This is a genomic window from Aquamicrobium defluvii (genome assembly GCF_004363725.1).
In the GTDB taxonomy this organism is placed as follows: domain Bacteria; phylum Pseudomonadota; class Alphaproteobacteria; order Rhizobiales; family Rhizobiaceae; genus Mesorhizobium; species Mesorhizobium defluvii.
The window spans coordinates 84350-107205 of record NZ_SNZF01000010.1; the positions used below are offsets into that span (position 1 = coordinate 84350).

The window sequence follows — 22856 nt, forward strand, 5'->3', positions numbered from 1 at the left end:
TTGTTTCCCTCTCAGACGCGGATGATGATGTTGAGATACTGGTCGACTTCCGCCTTCGTGCCGGGCGGCACCACCACGGTGGAGTCGAGCTGCTCGACGATGGCCGGGCCTTCGAAGCTGAAGCCCGCCGGCAGGTCGTCGCGGTCATAGACCGGCGTGTCATGCGGCTCGTCGGGTCCGAACCAGACCGGGCGGCGATGATGCGGGGCGGGTATGACGCCGGTCGGCTCATGCTTCGGCAATTCGGCCTTCGGCACGATGCCCGTCGCCTTCAGGTTGAGGCGGTAAAGGCTGACCGGCGTTTCGTCGCGGCGGAAATTATACTCGCGCTTGTGCTCGCGGTGGAACGCCTCGACCAGATCGGCGATGCTGGTGACGGGGCTTGGCGCATTCACCGCCAGCGAACGCCACTGGCCCTGGTACATCATGTCGACGCTGCGCTGGAGCACGATGTCGCCGGGCTCGACGCCCTCGTGCACCAGCCGGTCCACCGCATCCTTTTCCATGCGCGCGAAATCGGCCTCCATGGTCGCGGCATCGGCCTCGGAGGCGGCCTTGATGTAGCTTTCGGAGAAGTCGTGCTGCATGTCGACGAGCAGGCAGCCGAGCGCCGAGGTGACACCGGGATTGGGCGGCACGATGACGGCAGGGATCGACAGTTCTTTCGCAATCGCGGCGCCATGCAGCGCACCGGCCCCGCCGAAGGCGACCAGCGCGAAGTCGCGCGGATCGTAGCCACGGCTGATCGAGATCAGCCGCACGGCATCCGACATGTTGGCGTTGGCGACCTTGATGACGGCGTCGGCGGCCGCATGCATCGACAGGCCGAACGGTTCGGCGACGCCTTCCGTCACCGCCTGCGCGGCCAGTGCCGGGTCGAGCGTGATCTTGCCGCCGGCAAGGCTGGTGCCGAGACGGCCGAGCACCACATTGGCGTCGGTGTTGGTCGGCTGCATGTTGCCGTTGCCGTAGCAGGCCGGTCCCGGATTGGCGCCCGCCGATTGCGGGCCGTTGCGCAGCGAGCCGGCCTCGTCGCGCCAGGCCAGCGAGCCGCCACCGGCGCCGATGGTCAGAACCTCGATGGAGGCGAAGCGGATCGGATAGCCGTACTCGATGAACCAGTCCTTGGTGATGCGGGACTGGCCCTCATAGGCCAGCGACACGTCGGTGGAAGTACCGCCCATGTCGAGGCCGATGGAGTTCTGGAAGCCGCACAGCATGGCGATCTGGCGGCTGGCGATGGCGCCCGCCGCAATGCCGGAGCCGGCGAGCCTGGCGGCGAAATCCTCGACGCTCTTCGGCGTCATCACGCCGCCGCCGGTGTGCAGCAGAAGCAGGTCGCGGGTGTAGCCGTCCTCCTGCAGGCGCTGGCCGAGCCGTCTGGTGTAGTCCACCACCACCGGGGTCAGAACGGCGTTGGCGACGGTGGTGGAAAAGCGCTCATGCTCGAAGATTTCCGGCAGCACTTCGGAAGAGGTCGACACGGGAATGTCCGGCATCGCCTCCTGAAGGATTTCCTTCATGCGCTTTTCGTTGGCGCCGTTGACGAAGGCGTTCATGAAGCACACCGCGACGGCCGAGACGTTGCGGCGCTTCAGGATGCGGGCGACTTCGCGCGCGGCCGCCTCGTCGAGCGGCTTCACCACCTTGCCGGCGGCATCGACGCGTTCGGGAACCGTCAGCCGGTCGCGGCGCGGAATATAGGGAGGCACCACATCCTTGTAGGTGTCCCACAGGTCTTCCTTGTTGGCGCGGCGGATCTCGATGACGTCGCGAAAGCCTTCGGTGCAGACCATGGCCGCGCGCGGCAGGCGGCGGGTGATCAGCGCGTTGGTGGCAACCGTGGTGCCGTGCGAAAACAACGCCACGTCGGTCATGTCCACGCCCGCCTTCGCCACGCCGCCAAGTATTCCGTCGATGGGATCGGGGGTCGATGCGGTCTTCTCGATCCGGATGCTTCCGGACTTTTCGTCCATGATACAGATGTCGGTGAACGTACCTCCGACGTCGACCGCCACGCGCAAGCTGGGCATCGTGTTCTCCTGTTTTCGCGATGTAATCTGGAATGCGCGCCGGCAGCGCCTTCAACCGGTTACGCCGGCACTGTGTGTCAGGGCGATTTCATGCGGCTTCGCTCTCTGGTGCCGCTGGGCGTTTCGCCGAACTCGGCGCGATAGAGGCGGCTGAACTGGGCCTGATCGCTGAAACCCCATTCATAGGCGATTTCCGATACCTTCTTCCGGCAGACGGGATCGCACAGCATCTGCCTGCACATCAAAAGCCGCTGCAACTTCACCCATTCGCTGACCGAGCGGCCGAGCCCGGTGAAGAGCTGGTGCAGGTAGCGAACGGAAATGCCGCAGGCGTCGGCAATCGCTTGCGGATTGAGCGAGGGCGAGGCCAGATTGAGCCGGATGAAATTCTCTACCCGGTGCAGATGCGCCATCTGCACGGAAGAGGCGTTCGGGTTGAGCATCTTCTCGTCGGCGGAAACCGCCATGGCCAGCATGTCGACCAGATGGCGGCCCGACATGGTGCGCGCCTGATCGTCCATCTCCTCCAGTCGCGCGGCGACCAGACGCATCATGTCGACGAACAGCGCGCCGGCCCCGCAGGTGGCGTCGAAGCTCAGGGATGCCAGCCGCTCCGGCAACACGACGCGCGAGCGCAGCACATTGCCGGGCACCTTCAGCACCCACAGCGCATTGGCATCGGCATAGGAGAAATCGTAGGGGAGATGGCTGCGCTCGACCAGGATCTGGCCGGGCTTGCAATGCGCCTCGCGGCCATCCTGAAGGAAATGCACATCGGCGCGTTCCGGAACGGTTATCAGGTAGCTCTCGTCGCGCTCGTGCAGCAGATGGTGTTTGTGGCGGCGGTAGAGCAGGCCGTCCGATGCCAGCCGCGACAGCGACAGCGTGCCAAGGTTCCAGTTGTTGAGGGAGCCGTCGAAACGCGGCTCGTTCCTGAACGTCAGGTCGAGCGAGAAATAGGTCTGCGATACGGCTTCGTTCCAGTAACGCTTGCGCTCGGCAGGACTGGCATCGGCGGTGGAATATCTGATGTCCATTCGAACCTCCCATTCCGTGGTCAGGCGCAGTGTCGCGCCGCCGTCGAACGAATTTCCCCGGAACCTCGAGCTATCGTCTCCTGCAATAGTCTCGTCATATGAATACGCTAGTTTCGACATGCTGCCGAGTCTTGCATCTGCGTGCACCCAGTGTTGTGCGCGGGCGCACCCGCCGGCCTGAACCGGCAGGTGCGGGACGTTGTCATCCTGCGGCAAAGAACCAGGATCGCTTTGCGCTGCGAAGACCCGCCGCGTAGATTGCGAAAGCGACGACTGCCGTGGCCGGAGCGGAGAAATCCGCATAGCTTCCGCCCGTGACGTGGAGCAGGATGCCGATGGCAGCCGCCCCGAACCATGCGGTGAGACCGAGCGGGTTGAAGGCCGGCACCTGTTCGGACCTGTACTCCACGGTGCCGCCGGACAGGCGGTCATAGCGGTCGCTGAGAATATGGGCCATCGCGACAGCCACCCATGCGACGACGAATATGCCCTGATAGGCCAGCGCCTGAAGCAGGTAGGCGAAGACATCGGCCAGCATCAGCACATAGACGATGGCGCCGACGGCAATCGCCCAGCCGATGCGGCCGAAGGGCATCTTGCCGAACGCCGCGACCAGCGCCTCCATGTTGACCGCCGCCAGATAATAGTTGGCGGTGTTGATGCGGGTCTGGGTGATCCACACGAATCCCAGTCCCCAGATGCCCATCAGCTTGAGAAGCGCCAGCAGCACGGAGACTTCCGTCGCGCCGACATCCGGAACGGTGGCGACCATGAACATGCCGAACAGGCCGCTGACGAGGAAGACCATCAGATAGAAGGGCGTGCCGAAGTTGAACCAGGCGTGGTAGTCCGCATCTTCCTGCCGGCCGAAGCGGGCATAGTCGAAGGTGAACATCATCAGAACCCATACGCCCATATAGGCGACGAAGCAGGACCACCAGCCATTGGCGGGCGCGCCGCCTTCCGGGCCGAGGCTGAGCCATTTGTCGCTGTAGCCATATTCGCCGATGGCCAGCGCCACGGCGACGATCAGGCCAAGGATGTAGAAGGGCAGCAGCACGCCGTTGAACTTGTCGAGCCAGTTCTGGATGCTGCCGAAGATCAGCGGCACGCTGTAGAGCACCACGATCAGCGCCGCGACCGGATAGGCGACGGACGGAAACACCGTGTTGATGCCGACCGCGATCACCGAGCCTTCGAACACGGCGTAGTATATGGCCGTGGCGCAGAAGATGAGCGTGGCAATGCCGGCGCCGACATTGCCGAAGAGCACACGCGAGAACAGGGCGACCGACAGGCCGGTCCTGATCGCATAGCGGCTCAGCACCGCGTTGACCGCGGCATAGGCGACCACCGACAGCACCATGCCGATGATGGCGTTCCTGGAGCCGAAGCCGAGCGCGAGCGCCGCGCCCACGACGATGTAGAACAGGGCACTGCACACGGCCCACCAGGCCATGGTCAGGCCGAATTTCGGCATGCGCGCATTCGGCGGCACAGCCGTGGTCGAGAAGTCGAGCGCGTCGACCTCTTCCATCGAAATCTTTCCGGACATGGGTTTTTCCCCTCGCAGCGCGAAGCCTCGTCGCGATATGTGCGCTTCCGAGACGTTCCCGAGCCTCGTTGACACTTTCCGTTCCGGGAAGCGGAACGGATTGCCGGTGTCTTTTGCACCGTGCAGCCGGAAAGCTAGGCCGCCCGGATGCGCTTGTCTTTGCCGAGGGAGAAGGATTGTTTGCGCGACAGCGCACGGCCGTCATGACGGCGGGGCCGATGCCCACAGGCGTTTGTGCCGGCCGGCGTTGACCTGCGCGCCGACAAGGGCCACGCTGACGGCGAACCGATCTTGCAGCACCCTGTGCCAGAACCCTGAAAGGACGGCCGGACGCCCGAACGACATGCAGCAGCAGGCAGCGACAAAAAAGAATGCACCGGACGCCGGCAAGGCCCAGGACGTGCATGTGGACCTCATTGCCGTCGTCGCGGCGGTGAACGGCTGCGAGCCCTGCGCGCTGACCATCGGCGAGGCGGACACCTTGCCATCCGGCCCGTTCGAACTGGGCCACCGCTCTCTGCAATCGGGACTGAGGGCATGGGTGGAACGGCAGACCGGCCATCCGCTCGGCTATATCGAACAGCTCTACACCTTCGCCGACCGCGACCGCGTGGGCGACGAGCCGCAGCAGCGCGTCATCTCGATCAGCTACCTTGCGCTTACGCGCGACGAGCGCGCGCCCGATGGACCGGCACGGCGATGGCGGAGCTGGTATGATTATTTCCCGTGGGAGGATCATCGCGCCGGAATGCCCCCCCTCGTCACCGAGCTCATCGGACCGGCGCTGCGGCAATGGGCGCAGAGCGCCGGCGACGACAGCCTGCGCGCAGAGCGCGGCCAGCGCATCGCAGTTGCATTCGGCTTCGACGACAGGCCCTGGAACGAGGAGCTTGTCCTCCAGCGTTACGAACTGCTCTACGAGGCGGGGCTGGTGGCGGAGTCGCGACGGGGGCGTCCGGAGGCGGGCGTGGCCCCGGTGCCGGGGCGGGCAATGGTCCTCGATCATCGGCGGATACTCGCCACCGGAATTGCCCGGCTGCGTTCCAAGATCAAATATCGTCCGGTGGTCTTCGAACTGATGGCTCCCGCCTTCACGCTGTTGCAGCTTCAGCGCACGGTGGAGGCGCTGGCGGGCCGGCTGGTGCACAAACAGAATTTCCGCCGCCTCATCGAGCAACAGGAACTGGTCGAGGAAACCGGCGAAATGGCCGCCGACACGGGCGGACGACCGGCAAAGCTGTTCCGCTTCCGCCACGCGGTGCTTGCCGAACGGCAGGCCATCGGAACGAAATTACCGCTTACGCGCTCTTGACATCCCTTATACTCCAAGTAAGCATATCTCCATTATACTCATCAAGAGCATAATGGAGACGCATATGACCGCCGCCCTGCTCCCGACATCCTCGGCTCTTTATGAACGGGTTCAGCGGATTATTCCGCCCATGGAATGGCCTGCCTTCTCCGGGGACGTAGAGGCGATCCTGAAGCTCAAGCGGGAGCGCGATGCGGTCATTCTGGCGCACAATTATCAGACGCCGGAAATCTTCCACTGCGTGGCCGATATCGTTGGCGACAGTCTGGCGCTGGCCCGCAGGGCGATGGAGGTGGATGCCGGGATCATCGTGCTGGCGGGGGTGCATTTCATGGCCGAGACGGCCAAGCTGCTCAATCCGGGCAAGACGGTGCTCATCCCCGATTCCGGCGCAGGCTGTTCGCTGGCCGATTCCATAACCGCCGAAGATGTGCGGCTGATGCGGCGGCGTCATCCGGGCGTGCCGGTCGTCACCTATGTCAACACCTCGGCGGCGGTGAAGGCCGAATCCGACATCTGCTGCACCTCCGGCAATGCACTGGCGGTGGTGGAATCGCTTGGCGTGCCGAGGGTGATGCTGCTGCCCGACGAATATCTGGCGCAGAACATCGCCGCCCAGACGGACGTGGAGATCATTCCCTGGCAGGGACATTGCGAGGTGCATGATCGGTTCACCCCGGCCGATATTCGCGAGCTGCGCGAGGCGCATCCGGGCGTCACCGTGCTCGCCCATCCGGAGTGCCCGCCGGAGGTGGTGGCCGAGGCGGATTTTGCCGGCTCGACGGCGGCGATGTCCGACTATGTCAGGCGCCACCGCCCGGCGAGCGTGGTGCTGATGACCGAATGCTCGATGAGCGACAATGTCGCCGTGGATCATCCCGACGTCGAGTTCGTGCGGCCGTGCAACCTGTGTCCGCACATGAAGCGCATAACGCTCGCCAACATCCGCACCGCGCTGGAGGAGAACCGCCACGAAGTGACGATCGATCCGCTGGTAGCGGACCGCGCGCGCCGCGCCGTCGAGCGGATGCTCGAAGTATGAGCGCAGCCATCGATCCGGAAATGCACGACCTGCGCGGGCGTCCGGTGATCGTCGGGGCGGGCGTCGCCGGCCTGATGACGGCGCTTCTGGCTCCGGAGCCGGTGGTGCTGGTGTCGCGCGGGCCGCTGGGCGACTTTTCTTCCTCGATTCTGGCGCAGGGCGGGCTGGCTGCGAGCCTTGCCACAGACGACAGCCCCGAACTGCACTGCGCCGACACGCTGGCCGCCGGCGGCGGCCTGTGCGACGAACGCGCGGTGCGGCGCGTGGTCGAGGCCGCTCCGGAAGCGATCGACAGGCTGGCACGGCTGGGTGTCGCCTTCGACAGCGCCACGGATGGCTCGCTGCGGCTGGGGCTGGAAGCCGCGCATTCGCGCCGGCGCATCGTGCATGCGGCCGGCGACGCCACGGGGCGCGAACTGGTGCGGGCGCTTTCGGCGGCGGTGCGAGCCACACCTTCCATCACGGTGATGGAAGGTTGGGACGTGCGCAGATTGCTCGTCGAGGATGGCGTCATTGCCGGTCTGCTCGTCGCCGGGCCCGCCGGCGCGGCGCTGCTTGCAACCGGCCGCATCGTGCTGGCGACCGGTGGCGTGGGCGGCCTGTTTCCTCACACGACCAACCCCCTCGGCTCGTTCGGCCAGGGCCTCGCGCTTGCCGCCCGTGCCGGTGCGGTGATCGCCGATCCGGAATTTGTCCAGTTCCACCCGACCGCGCTGGCCTCCGGCACAGGTGGAGCGCTGCCGCTGATCAGCGAGGCCGTGCGCGGAGAAGGCGCCACTCTGGTGGATGAAAACGGGGACCGTTTCCTTGCCGGCACGCCGGGGGCCGAGCTTGCCCCGCGCGATGTGGTGGCGCGGGCCGTCTGGCGGCACCGTGCCGCCGGCCACGGAACCTTTCTCGATGGCCGGCATAGCCTCGGCGCTTCCTTTGAACGCCGCTTCCCGACAATCGACCGGCTTTGCCGCGAGGCGGGCATCGATCCGGCGCATCAGCCGATCCCGGTGCGGCCCGCCGCGCACTACCATATGGGCGGCATCGCCGTGGATGCGGAAGGGCGCAGCACCGTGCCGGGCCTGTGGGCCTGCGGCGAGGTGGCTCGCACCGGCCTGCATGGCGCGAACCGGCTGGCTAGCAATTCGCTGACCGAGGCCATGGTCAGTGCCGGTCATGTGGCGGCAGGCATTGCCGCGGCAGCACCCCGCGAAGGCATCTCGCCGCGTGCCGCCGTCCTGCCTCCCGCGCCGGATGTTTCCGCCGTTCGCCCTGTCGTGGCCAGAGCGCTCGGCATCGTGCGCGATGGTGAAACGTTGAGCCATGCCATCGCCATGCTGACGCCGCTGGCAACCGGAGGCGGGGCTGCCGCCGACCCCGCCCTTGTCGCGCTGATGATGGCTGTGGCCGCACGGCGGCGCGAGGAAAGCCGCGGCGCGCATTTTCGTGCCGATTTTCCCGGGCAAGCGGTGCAGGCGCGTCCCTCGCTGCTGACGCTCGACCAAGCGTTTTCCGCTGCCGCCGACCCCGCCATACAGTTTCCACTCGCCCGGAGCGCCTGACCATGCCGCATCTGCCCACCCTGCCCCGGATACTCTGCGAGCCGCTGGTGCGCGCTGCGCTGCTGGAGGATTTGGGCTGCGCCGGCGACATCACGACGGATGCCATCGTGCCTGCCGATGCCGTCGCCACCATGGCGCTGGCGGCGCGGCAGGATGGCGTGGTCGCCGGCCTGGACATCGCGGCCTGTGCGTTCACGACCATCGACCCGCGCGTGGAGATGGACATCGGGCATGCGGACGGCAGCGCCGTTGCGGCGGGCGGCGTGATCGCCACGGTTCGGGGGCCGGCGCGCGCGCTGCTTACCGCCGAGCGTACCGCGCTCAACCTGCTCTGCCATCTGAGCGGTATCGCCACCGCTACCGCCGCGGTGGTGCAGGCCGTTCGCGGCCACAAGGCGCGGATCGTCTGCACCCGCAAGACGACGCCCGGCCTGCGTGCACTGGAGAAATATGCGGTGCGTGCCGGCGGTGGGAGCAACCACCGCTTCGGGCTCGACGATGCCGTGCTCATCAAAGACAACCACATCGCGATTGCCGGGGATATTCGCACGGCCATCGCGCGGGCGCGCGAGGGAACGGGCCATATGGTGCGCATCGAGGTGGAAGTGGATTCGCTTGCCCAGCTTGAGATCGCGCTTGCGGCAGGTGTCGATGCAGTGCTCCTCGACAACATGTCGGTGGAGCAACTGGCCGAGGCCGTTTCCATGGTCGGCGGGCGGGCGCTCACCGAAGCTTCGGGCCGGGTGACGCCGCAGACGGCTCCTGCCATTGCCGCCACCGGTGTGGATCTGATCTCCATCGGATGGCTCACGCACAGCGCCCCGATCCTCGATATCGGGCTGGATGCGGTATAGGGCCGGATCGTCCATCCGACACACGCAGTTGATCCGCATTTGCGAAGACTGTATTCATCCTGTCGACAACGAGGCATCGATATGAACGACAGGACGGCGGCATCGCAGGCGGAGCGCAAGCGTGGCGAAGGGGCGAAGTTCGTCTACGACATCCTGCGCGACGATATCATCGATCTGGTGCTGCCGCCTGGCAGCCCCATTGACGAAGTACAGCTTGCCGAGCGTCTTGCGATGTCGCGCACGCCGATCCGCGAGGCGCTGGTGCGCCTTGCCGGCGAAGGGCTGGTGACGACGCTGCCCAACCGCTCGACCGTCGTGTCGAACATCGACTTCCTCAACCTGCATACTTTCTTCGACGCGCTGACGCTGATGTACCGCGTGACGACGCGTCTGGCCGCCGAATTCCGCAGCGACGAGGATCTGGAGATCATCCGCGCCCGGCAGGCCGCGTTCAGCCGTGCCGTGGAGGCGCACGATGCGCTGGCCATGATCGCCACCAACCGCGATTTCCACGCCGCAATCGCCGAAGCCGGCCGCAATCCCTACTATACGGGCCTGTTCTGTCGCCTGCTCGACGAGGGGCGGCGCATCCTGCGCATCTACTATTCCTCCTTCGGCGACCACCTGCCACGCCGCTATGTAGAAGAGCATGACGACATGATCGCTGCCATCGAAGCACGCGATGTGGCCGGGGCCGACCGACTGGCGAGCGCCCATGCCGACCAGATCGTGCGCCAGATCCAGGACCTGATCGCCCGCGACCGCCGCCAGCCCATAGCGCTGTAGGCGAAGGCTTTCTTTCTCATATCGCAGGAGGCGGTTCCGGCAGAGGTATTTTCCTGGCCCTTAATTTCTTGTCGACAAATAAAATACAAATGGTATTATGGGGGTCAGCCAATCCGGCTTATGGGAGAACCCTCATGAAGGCGCAGATCTTTTCCGGCTGCATGCCGGCGTTGATGACCCCGTGCACCGAAGACCGCAGGCCCGATTTCGATGCGCTTGTGCGCAAGGGGAAGGAACTGATCGCGGCCGGCATGTCGGCTGTCGTCTACTGTGGCTCCATGGGCGACTGGCCCCTGCTCACCGACGAGGAGCGCATGGAGGGCGTGGAGCGCCTGGTGAGCGCCGGCGTGCCGGTCATCGTCGGCACCGGGGCGGTCAACACGGCCAGCGCCGTGGCCCATGCCGCCCATGCGCAGAAGGTGGGTGCAAGGGGCCTGATGGTCATCCCACGCGTGTTGTCGCGCGGCCCGTCCGTCACGGCTCAGCGCAACCATTTCAAGGCGATCCTGTCTGCCGCGCCTGACCTTCCGGCCGTGATCTACAACAGCCCGTATTACGGTTTCGCCACCCGCGCCGACCTGTTTTTCGCACTCCGCGCCGAGCACCCGAACCTTGTGGGCTTCAAGGAATTCGGCGGTGCGGCCGACATGACCTATGCGGCCGAAAACATCACAAGCGGCTCCGATGATGTCACGCTGATGGTCGGCGTCGACACCTGTGTCTTCCACGGCTTCGTGAATTGCGGCGCAACTGGCGCCATCACCGGGATCGGCTGCGTGTTGCCGCGCGAGGTGCTGCATCTTGTATCGCTGTGCCGGGCGGCGGCTCAGGGTGATGTTGAGGCGCGCCAGCGTGCGCAGGAACTGGAGAAGGCGCTCGCCGTGCTGTCGGCCTATGACGAAGGCCCCGATCTGGTCCTTTATTTCAAGCATATGATGGTGCTGAAGGGAAACCCGGAATACAGGCTGCATTTCAACGAAACCGACACCTTGAGCGAGAGCCAGCGCGGCTTTGTCGAGGCGCAATTGAAACTGTTCGACACATGGTATGCGGGATGGTCGAAGCAGTCCGGCGCGGTGCAGAAATACGCAGCCTGAAATCCGCGTCTTCGCGGGAATTTTTCTGAACAGAAAGAAGCCCTCCGCAATGGAGGGCTTCTTTATTAACTCAGGAAATGGCGTCCAGCCCAAGAGCCTCGAGCCTGTCGAGTTGCGCGGCTTCGTCCGCGGTAAGGGCAATGCCCTGCGCCAGAGTCCGCTCCCGTGCGGCGAAGCGGCGCTGCGAGGGCAGACGCGCGCCCTGTCCGACGATGGCCTCGAACAGCACCTCTGCCCGTGCCAGCGGATCTCCCGGCCGCCCGGCCGCGAACCGTTCGGGGCTCATGGCGATAATCAGTTCGCCATGGCGCGGAGCGAGCGCGGTGGTGCCGAGGAAGTCCAGCGCCTCGCTGCTGGTGAAGTCGCCGATCATCACACCCGCCAGCAATTCGATCATGGTCGAGATGGCGGAGCCCTTGTGCCCGCCGAAGGGCAGCATCGCACCGGCGAGCGCGGCTTCCGGATCGGTGGTCGGTTTGCCATTGGCGTCCACGGCCCAGCCCTCGGGCAATTGCCGGCCCTCGCGGCGGTGCAGCTCGATCTCGCCGCGCGCGGCAACGCTGGTTGCGAAGTCGAACACATAGGGCGAACGGTTTTCACCGCGCGGCCAGCCGAAGGCGAAGGGGTTGGTGCCGAGCAGGGGATCCTTCCCGCCAGCCGGTGCCACCGTGGCGTAGCTCGGGCACATGGCAATTGCCGCCACGCCCAGCTCGGTGAGCCTTTCAACCTCCGGCCACAGGGCGGAGAAATGAGTGCAATCGTTGATAACGAGCGCGGCGATGCCGAGGCTCCTGGCGCGCGCGGCAAGAACGGGCGCGCCCAGCTCGAACGCCGCGCACGAATAGCCGCCGCCGGCGTCCACCCGCACCACCGCCGTGCCGTCGTCCTGCAATGCCGGCTTTGAATCGGGCGCGACCTTGCCTGCCTTCACGGTGCGCAGGCAACCTTCGATGCGGTATATGCCGTGCGACTTGCAACCGTCCCGCTCGCCGGCGACGATCACTCCGGCCAGCGCCCCGGCATGATCGGACGAAAGCCCTGCCTTGCGGAAGATCGCCGCGACCCGGCTTCTCAGCGCCTCGACGCTCACGATGACGGTCTCACTCATTGCAATGTGTTCTCCATTTTCAATTGCAATTTTGCATACATATTGTATTCAAAAAGCCGACAAACTTTCAAGCCAAGGGCTGCCGGGCGGGCAGGCCCTTCCGGCACTGGAGCACAGCCTTGAGCGCACTGCCAGATGTGATCGTCATCGGCGCTGGTGTGATTGGCCTTTCGGCGGCGCTGGCCTTGCAGGCGGAAGGGCGGCGTGTTGTCGTCCTCGATCGCGAGGGACCGGCCGCCGGCGCTTCCGCCGGCAATGCCGGGGCTTTCGCCTTCACCGACATATTGCCGCTCGCTTCCCCCGGAATATTGCGCAAGGCGTCGAAATGGCTGCTCGATCCGCTCGGGCCGCTTTCGGTGCCACCCGCCTATGCCTTGCGGATCGCCCCCTGGATGTTCCGCTTCTGGCGGGCCTGTGCGCCGCATCGCGTGGCGCAGTCGACGGCGGCGCAGACCGCGCTGATGGATCTGTCGAAAGCCCTGCTTGAGCCTTTCCTTGAGCGCACGGGAACGCTGCCGATGCTGCGCAAGGACGGCAATTTGCAGGTCTATGAAGGCGAGGCCGAGTTTCGCGCTTCCCTTGCAGGCTGGCAGGCGCGTGCCGGCCACGGCATAGATTTTCATCATATGAACGCGCGCGAAATGGCGGAAATCCAGCCCGGCATAGCACCCCGCTTCACGCATGGCACCTTCACGCCGGGCTGGTATTCGATCAGCGATCCGAAACTCTACACGCTGGCGCTGGCCGAACGCTTCGTTGCCGGCGGCGGGCGTATCGATCAGGCAGAGGCCAGGGCGCTCAGGCCGGTCGAAAACGGCATCGAGGTGACGGCTGGCACAACGCTGCGCGCCGGCCATGTGGTGCTTGCTGCCGGAGCCTTTTCACACCGCATCGCCCGCACTCTGGGCGAACGCATTCCGCTCGAGACCGAGCGCGGCTACAACACCACGCTGCCCGCCAGCGCCTTCGATCTGCGCACGCAGATCACTTTCGGCGGGCACGGTTTCGTCATCACCCGCCTTTCGTCAGGCATCCGTGTCGGCGGTGCGGTGGAACTGGGCGGACTCGACCTGCCGCCGAATTTCGGACGCTCTCGCGCCATGCTGGGCAAAGCGAAAACCTTCCTGCCCGGGCTCGATGCCCGGGGCGGCACCGAATGGATGGGGTTCCGCCCTTCCCTGCCCGACAGCCTGCCGGTCATCGGAGTTGCCCGTGAGACGCCGCGCGTGGTGTATGCCTTCGGCCACGGCCATCTGGGGCTCACCCAGTCCGTTGGCACGGCGCGGCTCGTCGCCGATCTGGTGGCGGGCAGGAAACCCGCAATCGATCTTTCTCCCTTCTCGCCCCGGAGGTTCTGACCCATGGCCACACACACCTTCTCCTGCATAGACGGCCACACCTGCGGCAATCCGGTGCGCCTTGTCGCGGGCGGCGGCCCGCGTCTGGAAGGCGCGAACATGCTGGAAAAGCGCGCCCACTTCCTGCGCGAGTTCGACTGGATCCGGACCGGGCTGATGTATGAGCCGCGCGGCCACGACATGATGTCGGGCTCGATCCTCTATCCGCCGACGCGCCCCGATTGCGATGTTGCGGTGCTGTTCATCGAGACGTCGGGTTGCCTGCCCATGTGCGGCCACGGCACCATAGGCACCATCACCATGGGCATCGAGAACGGTCTGATCGCGCCGCGCGAACCGGGCCGGCTTTCTATCGACGCGCCGGCCGGCAAGGTGGACATCACCTATCGCCAGGAAGGCCGCTTCGTGGAGGAGGTGCGGCTGACCAATGTGCCGGCTTTCCTCCATGCAGAGGGGCTGACGGCAGAGGTCGAGGGTCTGGGCGAAATCGTCGTCGATGTCGCCTATGGCGGCAATTTCTACGCCATCGTCGAACCGCAGAAGAATTTTCGCGACATGGCCGACCATTCCGCCGGCGATCTCGTGGGCTGGTCGCCGAAGCTGCGCGCCGCCCTCAATGCCAGATACGAGTTCGTCCATCCCGAGCACCCGGAAATCCGCGGCCTGTCCCACATCCAGTGGACCGGCAGGCCCACGGTGGAAGGCGCTCATGCCCGAAACGCCGTGTTCTATGGCGAGAAAGCCATCGACCGCTCGCCCTGCGGCACCGGCACCTCGGCGCGCATGGCGCAGCTTGCCGCGAAGGGAAAGCTGAAGGTGGGCGACGAGTTCGTGCATGAATCCATCATCGGTTCCCTTTTCCGGGGCCGGGTGGAGGCGGCCGCCAGAGCGGGCGGGCGCGACGCGATCGTGCCCTCGGTCGCCGGCTGGGCGCGGATGACCGGCTACAACACCATCTTCATCGACGACCGCGACCCGTTCGCCCACGGCTTCGTGGTCAGGTAGCCCTGCCCTATCGCAGGTAATCGCGGAAGCGGCGCAGCGAGAGGACGAACAGCACCGAACCGATCGCAAACAGCGCAAGTATCTGCGGCCACACCACGTCTATGCCGGCCCCCCGGAACAGCACACCCTGCGCCAGTATGACGAAGTGCGTGTTGGGGGCGGCCAGCATGATGTCCTGCACGATCTGCGGCATGCTCTCGCGCGGCGTGAGGCCGCCCGACAGAACCTGCAACGGCAGCAGGATGAGCATCAGCAACAGGCCGAACTGGGGCATGGAGCCCGCCATGGTGGCAAGGAAAATGCCCATCGAGGTGGTGGCGAAGAGATGCACTGCGGCCCCGAACAGGAACAGCGCCACAGAGCCCTGAATGGGAACGTGCAGCAGCCCCTGCACCACGAAGACGATGGAGGCGGCCGAGGCGGCAAGCACCACGAGCCCCATCGACAGCACCTTGCTGATCATGATCTCGGCCGGCGTCACCGGCATGACCAGAAGATGTTCGATGGTGCCGTGCTCGCGTTCGCGGATCAGCGCCGCGCCCGTCAGCACGATGGAGAGCATGGTGATGGAAAACACCACGTTCGACAGCGCACCGAACCAGCCCTTGTTGAGCTGCGGGTTGAAGCGCATGCGCATGGCCAGATCAACGGGAAGTTCCGTCGCGCCGCGATGGCGGGCGAGGAATTCGTTGACCTCGCTGGACACGATCGACTGCACATAGGTGCCGCCGGTGAATGCCTGGCTGACCCGGGTGGCGTCGATGTTCAGCTGGATCGCCGGCGAGTGCCCGGCCAGCAGGTCGCGCTGGAAATTCGGCGGGATGTCGAGCGCGAAAGTGTCGAGCCCCGCATCCATGCGCGTGTCCATCTCGGACTGGTCGATCAGCTTCGGCACCACGAAATAGGGTGGATAGAAGGCTGTCGTGATGCGCGACGACACCGGCGACTGATCCTCGTCGACGATGGCGATGGCGGCGCGGTTGAGGGTTTCCGGCATGGCCGTCACCGCCGTGTAGATCGCGACCGTGAAGGCATAGACGATCAGGGCCAGCAGCATCTTGTCGCGACCGAGACCGCGCAGCTCCTTCACACCCAGATTATAGATGTTGGCAACACGCATGGTTCAGGACGCCTGTTTCTTCAAAAGCAGGATGCCGAGGCCGAACAGCACCGGCACGGCAATCAGCAGCGGGACGAACTGTGGGGCGAGATCGCCGAATTCCAGCGCCTTCGAGAAGGCGCCGCGCGAAATGGTGACGAAATAGGTCGTCGGGTAGATGTTGCCGATGACCGCGCCAAAACCACGCAACGACGAGACCGGATCGATCAGGCCCGAATACTGAACCGCGGGAATGAGCGTCAGCAGCGCCGTGGCGAAGATCGCCGCGATCTGGCTCTCGATGAAGGTGGAGATCACCAGCCCCATGCCGGTCGTGAAGATCACATAGAGTATCGCCGCCGCCGTGTAGGCCACGAAGCTTCCGGTGAACGGCACGCCGAATATGTAGACGGCGAAGAAGGACAGCATCACGAAGTTCAGCATGGCAAGCGCCACATAAGGCAACTGCTTGCCGAGCAGGAATTCCGTGCGGGTCACCGGCGTCACGTAGAAATTGACGATGGAACCCAGTTCCTTCTCGCGCACCACGCTCAGCACCGCCAGCATGGCCGGTATCATCAGCAGCAGGATGGGGATGATCGCGGGAACGATCGCCACAAGGCTCTGGACATCGGGATTGTAGCGGTAACGCACCTCGAGCCGGAATTTTCCGACCGTGGCGGCATCGCCATAGATTTCGCGCGCCTTCTGCATCAGCCACGTCTGATGCACACCCTGCACATAACCACGTACGGTTTCGGCGCGCATCGGCATGGCGCCATCCACCCATGCGCCGATCTGGACATTGGTGCCGCGCGATAGATCCCGCCCGAAGCCGGGCGGTATCTCGATGGCGAGGCTGAGCTTGCCGCTCGCCATGCGCCGGTCGAGATCGTCATAATCCCTGATCGGTTCTTTTTCGATGAAGTAGCGCGACCCGGCGAGCTGAAGCGCATAGTCGCGGCTGATGGTGGTGTCGTCGTGGTCGAGCACGGCGAAGGACAGGTCCTCGACATCCATGCTGATGCCGAAGCTCACGACGAACATCAGAAGAACCGAGCCGATAATGGCGAGACTGGCGCGGATCGGATCACGGCGAAGCTCCAGCGCCTCGCGCTGCGTATAGGCGAACATGCGCCGGAAGCTGAAGAAGGCGCGGTCGGAGGTCTTTTCCGGCACGATCTCCGGTTCGGGCTCCATCGGCACATCGGCAGCGGGCTGCGGCTTGCCGGTGTCGCCGATCGCCTCTTCCAGATAGGCGACGAAAGCTTCCTCGAGCGTTTCCGCGCCCTTGCGCTCGATGATGCCGTTCGGCGTGTCCGACACCAGCACCTTGCCGGCATGCATGAGCGATATGCGGTCGCACAGAGCTGCCTCGTTCATGAAGTGGGTCGAGACGAAGATGGTGACCCCATCCTTGCGCGACAATTCGGCAAGGATTTCCCAGAATGCGTCGCGCGCCACCGGATCGACGCCCGATGTCGGTTCGTCGAGGATGAGGATTTCGGGCGAATGGATCATTGCCACGGCCAGCGACAGGCGCTGGCGGATGCCGAGCGGCAGCGCTTCCGGCAGCGATTCCATCACGGCGGCGAGATCGAAGCGGCGCACCATTTCCCCGATGCGGCCGGGGATGGTTTCCGGCGCCATGGCGAACAGGCGCGCATGGAGTTCGAGATTCTGGCGGACCGTGAGTTCCGAATAGAGCGAGAAGGCCTGGCTCATATAGCCGACGCGGCGGCGTATCTCCACGTCGCGCGTATCGACCTCGCGGCCGAACAGCATGGCCGTGCCTTCGCTCGCCGGCAAAAGGCCGGTCAGCACCTTCATGGTCGTGGTTTTGCCGCAGCCGTTGGAGCCGAGGAAGCCGAAGATTTCGCCGCGCGGAATCTCGAAGCTCACCTTGTCGACGGCGGTGAAGTTGCCGAAGCGCACGGTGACGTTTTGGGCGCCGATGGCGATGTCGCTTGCGGCATCGTCCGGGCGCGGCGGGATGACGACCTGCCTGTGGCCGCTGCGCTTCTCCTCGGGCAGCAGCGCCACGAAGGCGGCGTCGAGATTGTCGGTGCCGGTCTTTGCCAGCAATTCCGCCGGCGTGCCGGTGGCAAGGACCTTGCCGTCGTCCATGGCGACAAGCCAGTCGAAGCGCTCGGCCTCTTCCATGTAGGCGGTGGCGACGATGACGCTCATGCCTTCACGCTCGCCGCGAATATCGTCGATGAGTTCCCAAAATTGCCGGCGTGACAGCGGATCGACGCCGGTGGTCGGCTCATCGAGGATCAGCAGGTCGGGGTCGTGAATCAGCGAGCAGCAAAGGCTGGTCTTCTGCTTCATGCCGCCGGAAAGCTTGCCCGCAGGGCGCGGTGCGAAGGGCGACATGCCGGTGCGCGCCAGAAGCGTGTCGATGCGATGCTTGCGCTCTTCCTTCGAGTGACCGAACAGCCGCCCGAAGAAGTCGATGTTCTCGAAAACCGACAGTGTCGGATAGAGGTTGCGGCCGAGGCCCTGAGGCATGTAGGCGATGCTGGAATAAGCCTCGCGCCGATGGCGGCGGTCTGCAATGTCGCCGCCCAGCACCTCGACGCGGCCTTCCTGTATCACGCGCGCGCCGGCGACGAGCGACAGGAGGCTCGACTTGCCCACGCCGTCCGGGCCGATCAGGCCGACCATGCAGCCAGCCGGAATGTCGAGATCGATCCCGTCCAGCGCGCGCACGGCGCCATAGCTCAGCCCGACATTCTTCAGCCGCGCGACCAACTCGCCGCCCGGCTTCGCGCCCGATGGCGTCGCGGCTCCGGCAGCTTCTGCGATCACGGCGAGACAACCTCGCGCAGCTGTGCCGGCCATTCGGCCTCAGGGTCGAGCTTGACGTAGGCCACGCCCGGGAGGCCGGTCTTGACGTACTGGATGTACTGCCGCAGCAGCTCTGGAGAGATCTGCGCCTTGACGCGGAACATCAGCTTCTGGCGCTCTTCCTCCGTCTCCACGGTCTTGGGCGTGAACTGCGCAACGTCGGCGACGAAGCTCACTTTCGCCGGAATGACATATTGAGGAACGGCGTCGAGCACGATCCGCACCTCCGTGCCCATGGCGACGCGGCCGGCCTGTGCCGTCGGCAGGAAGAAGGTCATGTAGACGTCGCCGACATCGACCAGATTGAGCACGCGCCCGCCGCTGGGCAGAATCTCGCCCGGCTGAGCGACACGGTACTGCACGCGCCCGGCGCGCGGAGCGGTAAGAACGGCGTCGTTGATGTCGGCGCTGATGCTTTCGATGGCCGCCCTGGCCGCATCGACCGCGGCTTCGGCGTCCACCACCTGCGCCTGTGCGGCGCTGATGCCGGCTTCGGTTGCGGCAAGCTGCGCGCGCGCCGCGTTGACGGCGGCAGCGGCTTCGAGCGCGGCCGCGCGATCGTTGTCGAGCAATTGCTGGGAGAGGTTGCCGGTACGGGCGAGCTGCTCGGAGCGAACGAGCTTCTTGTCGATGACGTCCTGCTGCGCTTCACGCTGAGCCACGACCGCCTGCGCAGCCGCGTTTTCTGACTCGCGCTGCTTCACCAGGGCATGGGCGGTCTCGATCCCGATGGTCGCGCGCTTGAGTTGCGCTTCGAGCTGGCGACGCTGCGCCTCCATCTGCTCGGTATCCATGCGCGCCAGAACTGCGCCAGCCTCCACGAAGACACCTTCATCGGCCATGATTTCCTTGATGCGCCCCGGCGTGCGGGCGGATATGTCGATCTCGACCGCCTCGATGCGCCCGTTTCCGGACGCGATGCCTGCTGGCAGGGCGGAGCTGTCGTAATATCTCCAGAAATAGTACCCGCCGCCGACCACCGCGGCCGCCACGATGGCCAGAATCCAGTTCTTCGCAGACTTCATGATGCTGTAATCCCTGCAATTGTGGCCGCGACAAGCTTGCATTCAGGATGGTGCGTGCGCACCAGAACCCACGCCGACCGGAATCGGATGTCCCTCATATGACCCTCTCGCTGCCTGACCCACCGAAATCCGGTGGCCATGGTTCTCAAAAATTCCTGTCTCCGGCCCAGCCGGCAGTCCGTAGCCCCGGCCGCATGGCCCCCGTCAGCCTGTCTGCCTCGACGAGGCGATGAGCGCAACGTTCCTGTCGAAGGCACGCCTGCCTTCGTCGAGCCAGCCGGTCACCATTTCGCGGGTGAAATCCCTGCCGCAGGCGATCACATCGGATGGTTGTCCGGCCTCCGACAGTTTCCTGGCATAGTCGGCCTGCAACTGGAGCTGCCGTGCCGCAGCACTCAGTGCGTCGCGGCAGAGACCGGCGCAGAACCGCACCTGAACTGCCGAGGCCGTAGCCAGCCAATCGGTGCCGAACAGTGAAGGAAACGGGACATCCTGCGGCTGCGCGTCTCGATTTTTCCCTTCAGCCATCGCGTTCACTCCTCGAAATCAGAGAGACTGTAGAGATACAATCCGCGCAATGGGTGCAATCGTCATTGATCTATGTCAACAGTGTTGACCTCTTATGGCGCTAGAAGCAAGCTGCATTGCGAAGGCTCCCTCGCGACAACGGATTGATCAATGACCGGCCCGCAAGCCATTACAGCAGAAAGCCCCGCGCCCGGTTCCGGCGACACGACCAGAGACCGTATCCTCAAGGCGGCGATGGCGCGGTTCTCCACGCAGTCCTACAGCACCACCTCGCTGCGCGATCTCGCGTCCGATGTCGGTGTCGACGTGGCCTATGTGCACCGCTGCTTCGGCTCGAAGCGGAATTTGTTCCGGGCTTCCATCCGTGCGGCGATGCGCCCGGACTGGATGTTCGCCGGCGACGGTCACGCGCTGGCACTCACGCTGGCGAGGCAGATGCTGGGCGAAGCGCCGCGCAGCGAGATACGCATGCTCGACATCGTCTTCCGGTCCTTTTCGAGCCCCGATGCCTCGCAGGTGCTGCGTGAGGTGCTGATGGAAGATTTCATCAGCCCGCTCATCGCAGCGCATCCGCATGTCACCGAGCGGCAGGCCGCGCTTGTCGCGGCTTTTGCGGCAGGTGTCAGCATTCTGCACGACGTGATCGGCAGCGAGCCGCTGCTCGAAGGCGGTGACGGCGAGGCGGAACGCCTCGTCGTACAGGCGCTTGGCCAGTTGCTGGGCAATGGCCGCCTTGCCGAACCCTCTTCTCCTTTGTGGAAAGGTGAATCCAGTGAATGCTCAAACGTCTCCCAAGACCCGCACCCCGGCCAGAAGCCAGACGCAACTCCGGAAAACCGGCAAAAGTGCCGCTATGCCGCGGACGATTGACGAGAGCGTCTCGTCAGAAGCCTACCGCGCCATCGACCAGATGCGCGAGGCGCTGAGCGCGCATCTCACCGGAGGGCTGTCGCCGGCCTCGCTCGCACTCGCGCTCATCGACTGGTACATCCATCTTGCCGCAGCCCCAGGCAAGCGCCTTGAGCTGATCGACAAGGCCGTGCGCAAGTCTGCCCGGCTTTCCACCTATCTGGCGGCGGCCGGTGTCGACCCCGAAACGCCACCCTGCATAGAGCCGCTGCCCGGCGACTACCGTTTCAGGGCGCAAGCCTGGTCGCAGCAGCCCTTCTCTTCCTTTGCACAATCCTTCCTGCTGGCACAGCAATGGTGGCACAATGCAACTCATGAAGTGCCGGGTGTAACCCCGCATCACGAGGATGTCGTGTCGTTCATGGCGCGCCAGATGCTTGACGTCTTCTCCCCGTCCAACAACCCGTTCACCAATCCGGAAGTGCTTTCCAAAACCATCGAGGCCGGCGGCACGAACTTTGTCAAAGGCTTCCAGAACTGGATGGAAGATGCCGCACGGGCTGCTTCGGGCCGTCCGCCGGTCGGCACGGAGAACTTCACGCCGGGCGAGGAGGTTGCCGTCACACCGGGCAAGGTGGTGTATCGCAACCATCTGATCGAATTGATCCAGTATGAGCCGGCTACCGACAAGGTGCTTGCCGAGCCGGTGCTGATCGTGCCGGCGTGGATCATGAAATACTACATTCTCGACCTGTCGCCACACAACTCGCTGGTGCGCTATCTGGTGGAGAAGGGCCACACGGTGTTCTGCATCTCGTGGCGCAACCCGACCGCGGACGACCGCAACCTGACAATGGACGACTATCGCAAGCTCGGCGTCATGGCCGCGCTCGATGCGATCAATGCCATCGTGCCGGACCGGAAGATCCATGCGACGGGCTATTGCCTGGGCGGCACGCTGCTTTCGATAGCGGCCGCCGCAATGGCGCAGCACAGGGACGACAGGCTGGCCTCCCTCACCCTGTTCGCAGCGCAGACCGACTTTGCCGAGCCGGGCGAACTTGCGCTTTTCATCGATCACAGCCAGCTTCATTTCCTTGAAAGCATGATGTGGAACCGCGGCTACCTCTCGGCCGACCAGATGGCCGGCGCCTTCCAGCTTCTGCGCTCCAACGACCTCATCTGGTCGCGGATCGTGCGCGATTACATGCTGGGCGAACGCACGCCGATGAACGACCTCATGGCGTGGAACGCGGATTCCACCCGCATGCCCTACAGGATGCATGCGGAGTACCTGAAGCGGCTGTATCTCGACAACGAGCTTGCCACCGCCCGTTTCATGGTGGATGGCCGCCCGGCCGCACTGCAGAACGTGAGGGTGCCGATGTTCGTCGTCGGCACCGAGCGCGACCATGTGGCGCCATGGCAATCGGTCTACAAGATCCATCACCTGACCGATACGGACCTCGTCTTCGTGCTGACAAGCGGCGGTCATAATGCCGGCATCGTCAGCGAGCCGGGTCACAAGGGGCGTCGCTACCGGTTCGCGGAGAGGCGCCAGCACGATCCTTACCTCGACCCGCAGGAGTGGGTCGAGACGGCTTCCGCCCGCGATGGCTCGTGGTGGCTGGAATGGTCGGACTGGCTGCTCGGGCGCTCGACGCAGGAGCGCGTTGCTCCGCCCGCGACGGGTGCGGCCGACAAGCGCTATGCGCCGCTCGAAGACGCCCCCGGCACCTATGTGTTTCAGCGATAGGATCAT

General features: G+C 64.8%; 18 protein-coding genes. 10 read left to right on the forward strand and 8 right to left on the reverse strand.

Annotation, left to right across the window (positions count from 1 at the left end):
- Positions 1-11: 11 nt before the first annotated feature.
- The 3 genes from DES43_RS09570 to DES43_RS09580 form a co-directional block, all read right to left on the reverse strand.
- The gene (locus DES43_RS09570; protein WP_035027715.1) at positions 12-2033 is read right to left on the reverse strand and encodes a hydantoinase/oxoprolinase family protein; all 2022 of its coding nucleotides are present in this window, start codon (positions 2031-2033) and stop codon (positions 12-14) included.
- Between the two features lie 77 nt (positions 2034-2110).
- Positions 2111-3070, reverse strand: a complete 960-nt coding sequence (locus tag DES43_RS09575) for an AraC-like ligand-binding domain-containing protein (RefSeq protein WP_035027718.1) — start codon at positions 3068-3070, stop codon at positions 2111-2113.
- A gap of 202 nt (positions 3071-3272) precedes the next feature.
- A complete protein-coding gene (locus DES43_RS09580; protein WP_051520619.1) occupies positions 3273-4625 on the reverse strand; it encodes a purine-cytosine permease family protein in 1353 nt (450 codons plus the stop codon).
- 343 nt (positions 4626-4968) lie between these two features.
- Between DES43_RS09580 and DES43_RS09585 the strand changes: the two genes are divergently transcribed.
- The 6 genes from DES43_RS09585 (at position 4969) to DES43_RS09610 (ending at position 11269) form a co-directional block, all read left to right on the forward strand.
- Entirely contained in the window at positions 4969-5937 is a 969-nt protein-coding gene (locus tag DES43_RS09585; RefSeq protein WP_035027721.1) for an NUDIX hydrolase, read from the forward strand.
- A gap of 64 nt (positions 5938-6001) precedes the next feature.
- A complete protein-coding gene (gene nadA / locus DES43_RS09590) occupies positions 6002-6979 on the forward strand; it encodes a quinolinate synthase NadA (protein WP_035027724.1) in 978 nt (325 codons plus the stop codon).
- A gap of 8 nt (positions 6980-6987) precedes the next feature.
- Positions 6988-8532, forward strand: a complete 1545-nt coding sequence (locus tag DES43_RS09595) for an L-aspartate oxidase (RefSeq protein WP_133675056.1) — start codon at positions 6988-6990, stop codon at positions 8530-8532.
- 2 nt (positions 8533-8534) lie between these two features.
- Entirely contained in the window at positions 8535-9386 is an 852-nt protein-coding gene (gene nadC / locus DES43_RS09600) for a carboxylating nicotinate-nucleotide diphosphorylase (RefSeq protein ID WP_035027729.1), read from the forward strand.
- Positions 9387-9467: 81 nt separating this feature from the next.
- Positions 9468-10172, forward strand: a complete 705-nt coding sequence (locus DES43_RS09605; protein ID WP_035027732.1) for a GntR family transcriptional regulator — start codon at positions 9468-9470, stop codon at positions 10170-10172.
- Between the two features lie 134 nt (positions 10173-10306).
- The gene (locus tag DES43_RS09610) at positions 10307-11269 is read left to right on the forward strand and encodes a dihydrodipicolinate synthase family protein (RefSeq protein WP_035027735.1); all 963 of its coding nucleotides are present in this window, start codon (positions 10307-10309) and stop codon (positions 11267-11269) included.
- 70 nt (positions 11270-11339) lie between these two features.
- Here DES43_RS09610 and DES43_RS09615 read toward each other — a convergent pair whose 3' ends face one another.
- A complete protein-coding gene (locus DES43_RS09615; RefSeq protein WP_035027738.1) occupies positions 11340-12377 on the reverse strand; it encodes an Ldh family oxidoreductase in 1038 nt (345 codons plus the stop codon).
- Positions 12378-12496: 119 nt separating this feature from the next.
- Here DES43_RS09615 and DES43_RS09620 point away from each other — a divergent pair, with 119 nt between their 5' ends.
- Both DES43_RS09620 and DES43_RS09625 read left to right on the forward strand, forming a co-directional pair.
- Positions 12497-13735: an NAD(P)/FAD-dependent oxidoreductase gene (locus DES43_RS09620; RefSeq protein ID WP_133675045.1), complete on the forward strand. Its 1239-nt coding sequence runs from the start codon at positions 12497-12499 to the stop codon at positions 13733-13735.
- A gap of 3 nt (positions 13736-13738) precedes the next feature.
- Positions 13739-14740, forward strand: coding sequence for a 4-hydroxyproline epimerase (locus DES43_RS09625; protein ID WP_035027741.1), 1002 nt, complete (start codon positions 13739-13741; stop codon positions 14738-14740).
- Positions 14741-14747: 7 nt separating this feature from the next.
- On the opposite strand, the gene DES43_RS09630 is transcribed toward DES43_RS09625, so the two are convergent.
- The 4 genes from DES43_RS09630 to DES43_RS09645 all read right to left on the reverse strand — a co-directional run bounded on the left by DES43_RS09630 (position 14748) and on the right by DES43_RS09645 (position 20245).
- On the reverse strand, positions 14748-15860 hold the full coding sequence (locus tag DES43_RS09630) for an ABC transporter permease (protein ID WP_035027744.1): 1113 nt from the start codon (positions 15858-15860) through the stop codon (positions 14748-14750).
- Positions 15861-15863: 3 nt separating this feature from the next.
- Complete coding sequence (gene rbbA, locus DES43_RS09635; protein ID WP_245264729.1) at positions 15864-18596, reverse strand: ribosome-associated ATPase/putative transporter RbbA; 2733 nt, start codon at positions 18594-18596, stop codon at positions 15864-15866.
- Positions 18597-18649: 53 nt separating this feature from the next.
- The gene (locus tag DES43_RS09640; protein ID WP_035027747.1) at positions 18650-19717 is read right to left on the reverse strand and encodes an HlyD family secretion protein; all 1068 of its coding nucleotides are present in this window, start codon (positions 19715-19717) and stop codon (positions 18650-18652) included.
- A 204-nt stretch (positions 19718-19921) separates the two neighbouring features.
- A complete protein-coding gene (locus DES43_RS09645; protein WP_035027750.1) occupies positions 19922-20245 on the reverse strand; it encodes a hypothetical protein in 324 nt (107 codons plus the stop codon).
- A 150-nt stretch (positions 20246-20395) separates the two neighbouring features.
- Here DES43_RS09645 and DES43_RS09650 point away from each other — a divergent pair, with 150 nt between their 5' ends.
- On the forward strand, positions 20396-21115 hold the full coding sequence (locus tag DES43_RS09650) for a TetR/AcrR family transcriptional regulator (protein WP_063608067.1): 720 nt from the start codon (positions 20396-20398) through the stop codon (positions 21113-21115).
- The gene (locus tag DES43_RS09655; protein ID WP_051520620.1) at positions 21099-22850 is read left to right on the forward strand and encodes a PHA/PHB synthase family protein; all 1752 of its coding nucleotides are present in this window, start codon (positions 21099-21101) and stop codon (positions 22848-22850) included. Before DES43_RS09650 ends, DES43_RS09655 begins: the two co-directional genes overlap by 17 nt.
- The last annotated feature ends 6 nt before the right edge of the window (positions 22851-22856 follow it).

Bases quoted from the DNA above. Each gene is read 5' to 3' on its own strand.
- DES43_RS09570 (WP_035027715.1), bottom strand. From the start codon at position 2,033: ATGCCCAGCTTGCGCGTGGCGGTCGACGTCGGAGGTACGTTCACCGAC.
- DES43_RS09575 (WP_035027718.1), bottom strand. From the start codon at position 3,070: ATGGACATCAGATATTCCACCGCCGATGCCAGTCCTGCCGAGCGCAAG.
- DES43_RS09580 (WP_051520619.1), bottom strand. From the start codon at position 4,625: ATGTCCGGAAAGATTTCGATGGAAGAGGTCGACGCGCTCGACTTCTCG.
- DES43_RS09585 (WP_035027721.1), top strand. From the start codon at position 4,969: ATGCAGCAGCAGGCAGCGACAAAAAAGAATGCACCGGACGCCGGCAAG.
- nadA (WP_035027724.1), top strand. From the start codon at position 6,002: ATGACCGCCGCCCTGCTCCCGACATCCTCGGCTCTTTATGAACGGGTT.
- nadC (WP_035027729.1), top strand. From the start codon at position 8,535: ATGCCGCATCTGCCCACCCTGCCCCGGATACTCTGCGAGCCGCTGGTG.
- DES43_RS09605 (WP_035027732.1), top strand. From the start codon at position 9,468: ATGAACGACAGGACGGCGGCATCGCAGGCGGAGCGCAAGCGTGGCGAA.
- DES43_RS09610 (WP_035027735.1), top strand. From the start codon at position 10,307: ATGAAGGCGCAGATCTTTTCCGGCTGCATGCCGGCGTTGATGACCCCG.
- DES43_RS09615 (WP_035027738.1), bottom strand. From the start codon at position 12,377: ATGAGTGAGACCGTCATCGTGAGCGTCGAGGCGCTGAGAAGCCGGGTC.
- DES43_RS09625 (WP_035027741.1), top strand. From the start codon at position 13,739: ATGGCCACACACACCTTCTCCTGCATAGACGGCCACACCTGCGGCAAT.
- DES43_RS09630 (WP_035027744.1), bottom strand. From the start codon at position 15,860: ATGCGTGTTGCCAACATCTATAATCTGGGTGTGAAGGAGCTGCGCGGT.
- DES43_RS09640 (WP_035027747.1), bottom strand. From the start codon at position 19,717: ATGAAGTCTGCGAAGAACTGGATTCTGGCCATCGTGGCGGCCGCGGTG.
- DES43_RS09645 (WP_035027750.1), bottom strand. From the start codon at position 20,245: ATGGCTGAAGGGAAAAATCGAGACGCGCAGCCGCAGGATGTCCCGTTT.
- DES43_RS09650 (WP_063608067.1), top strand. From the start codon at position 20,396: ATGACCGGCCCGCAAGCCATTACAGCAGAAAGCCCCGCGCCCGGTTCC.
- DES43_RS09655 (WP_051520620.1), top strand. From the start codon at position 21,099: ATGCCGCGGACGATTGACGAGAGCGTCTCGTCAGAAGCCTACCGCGCC.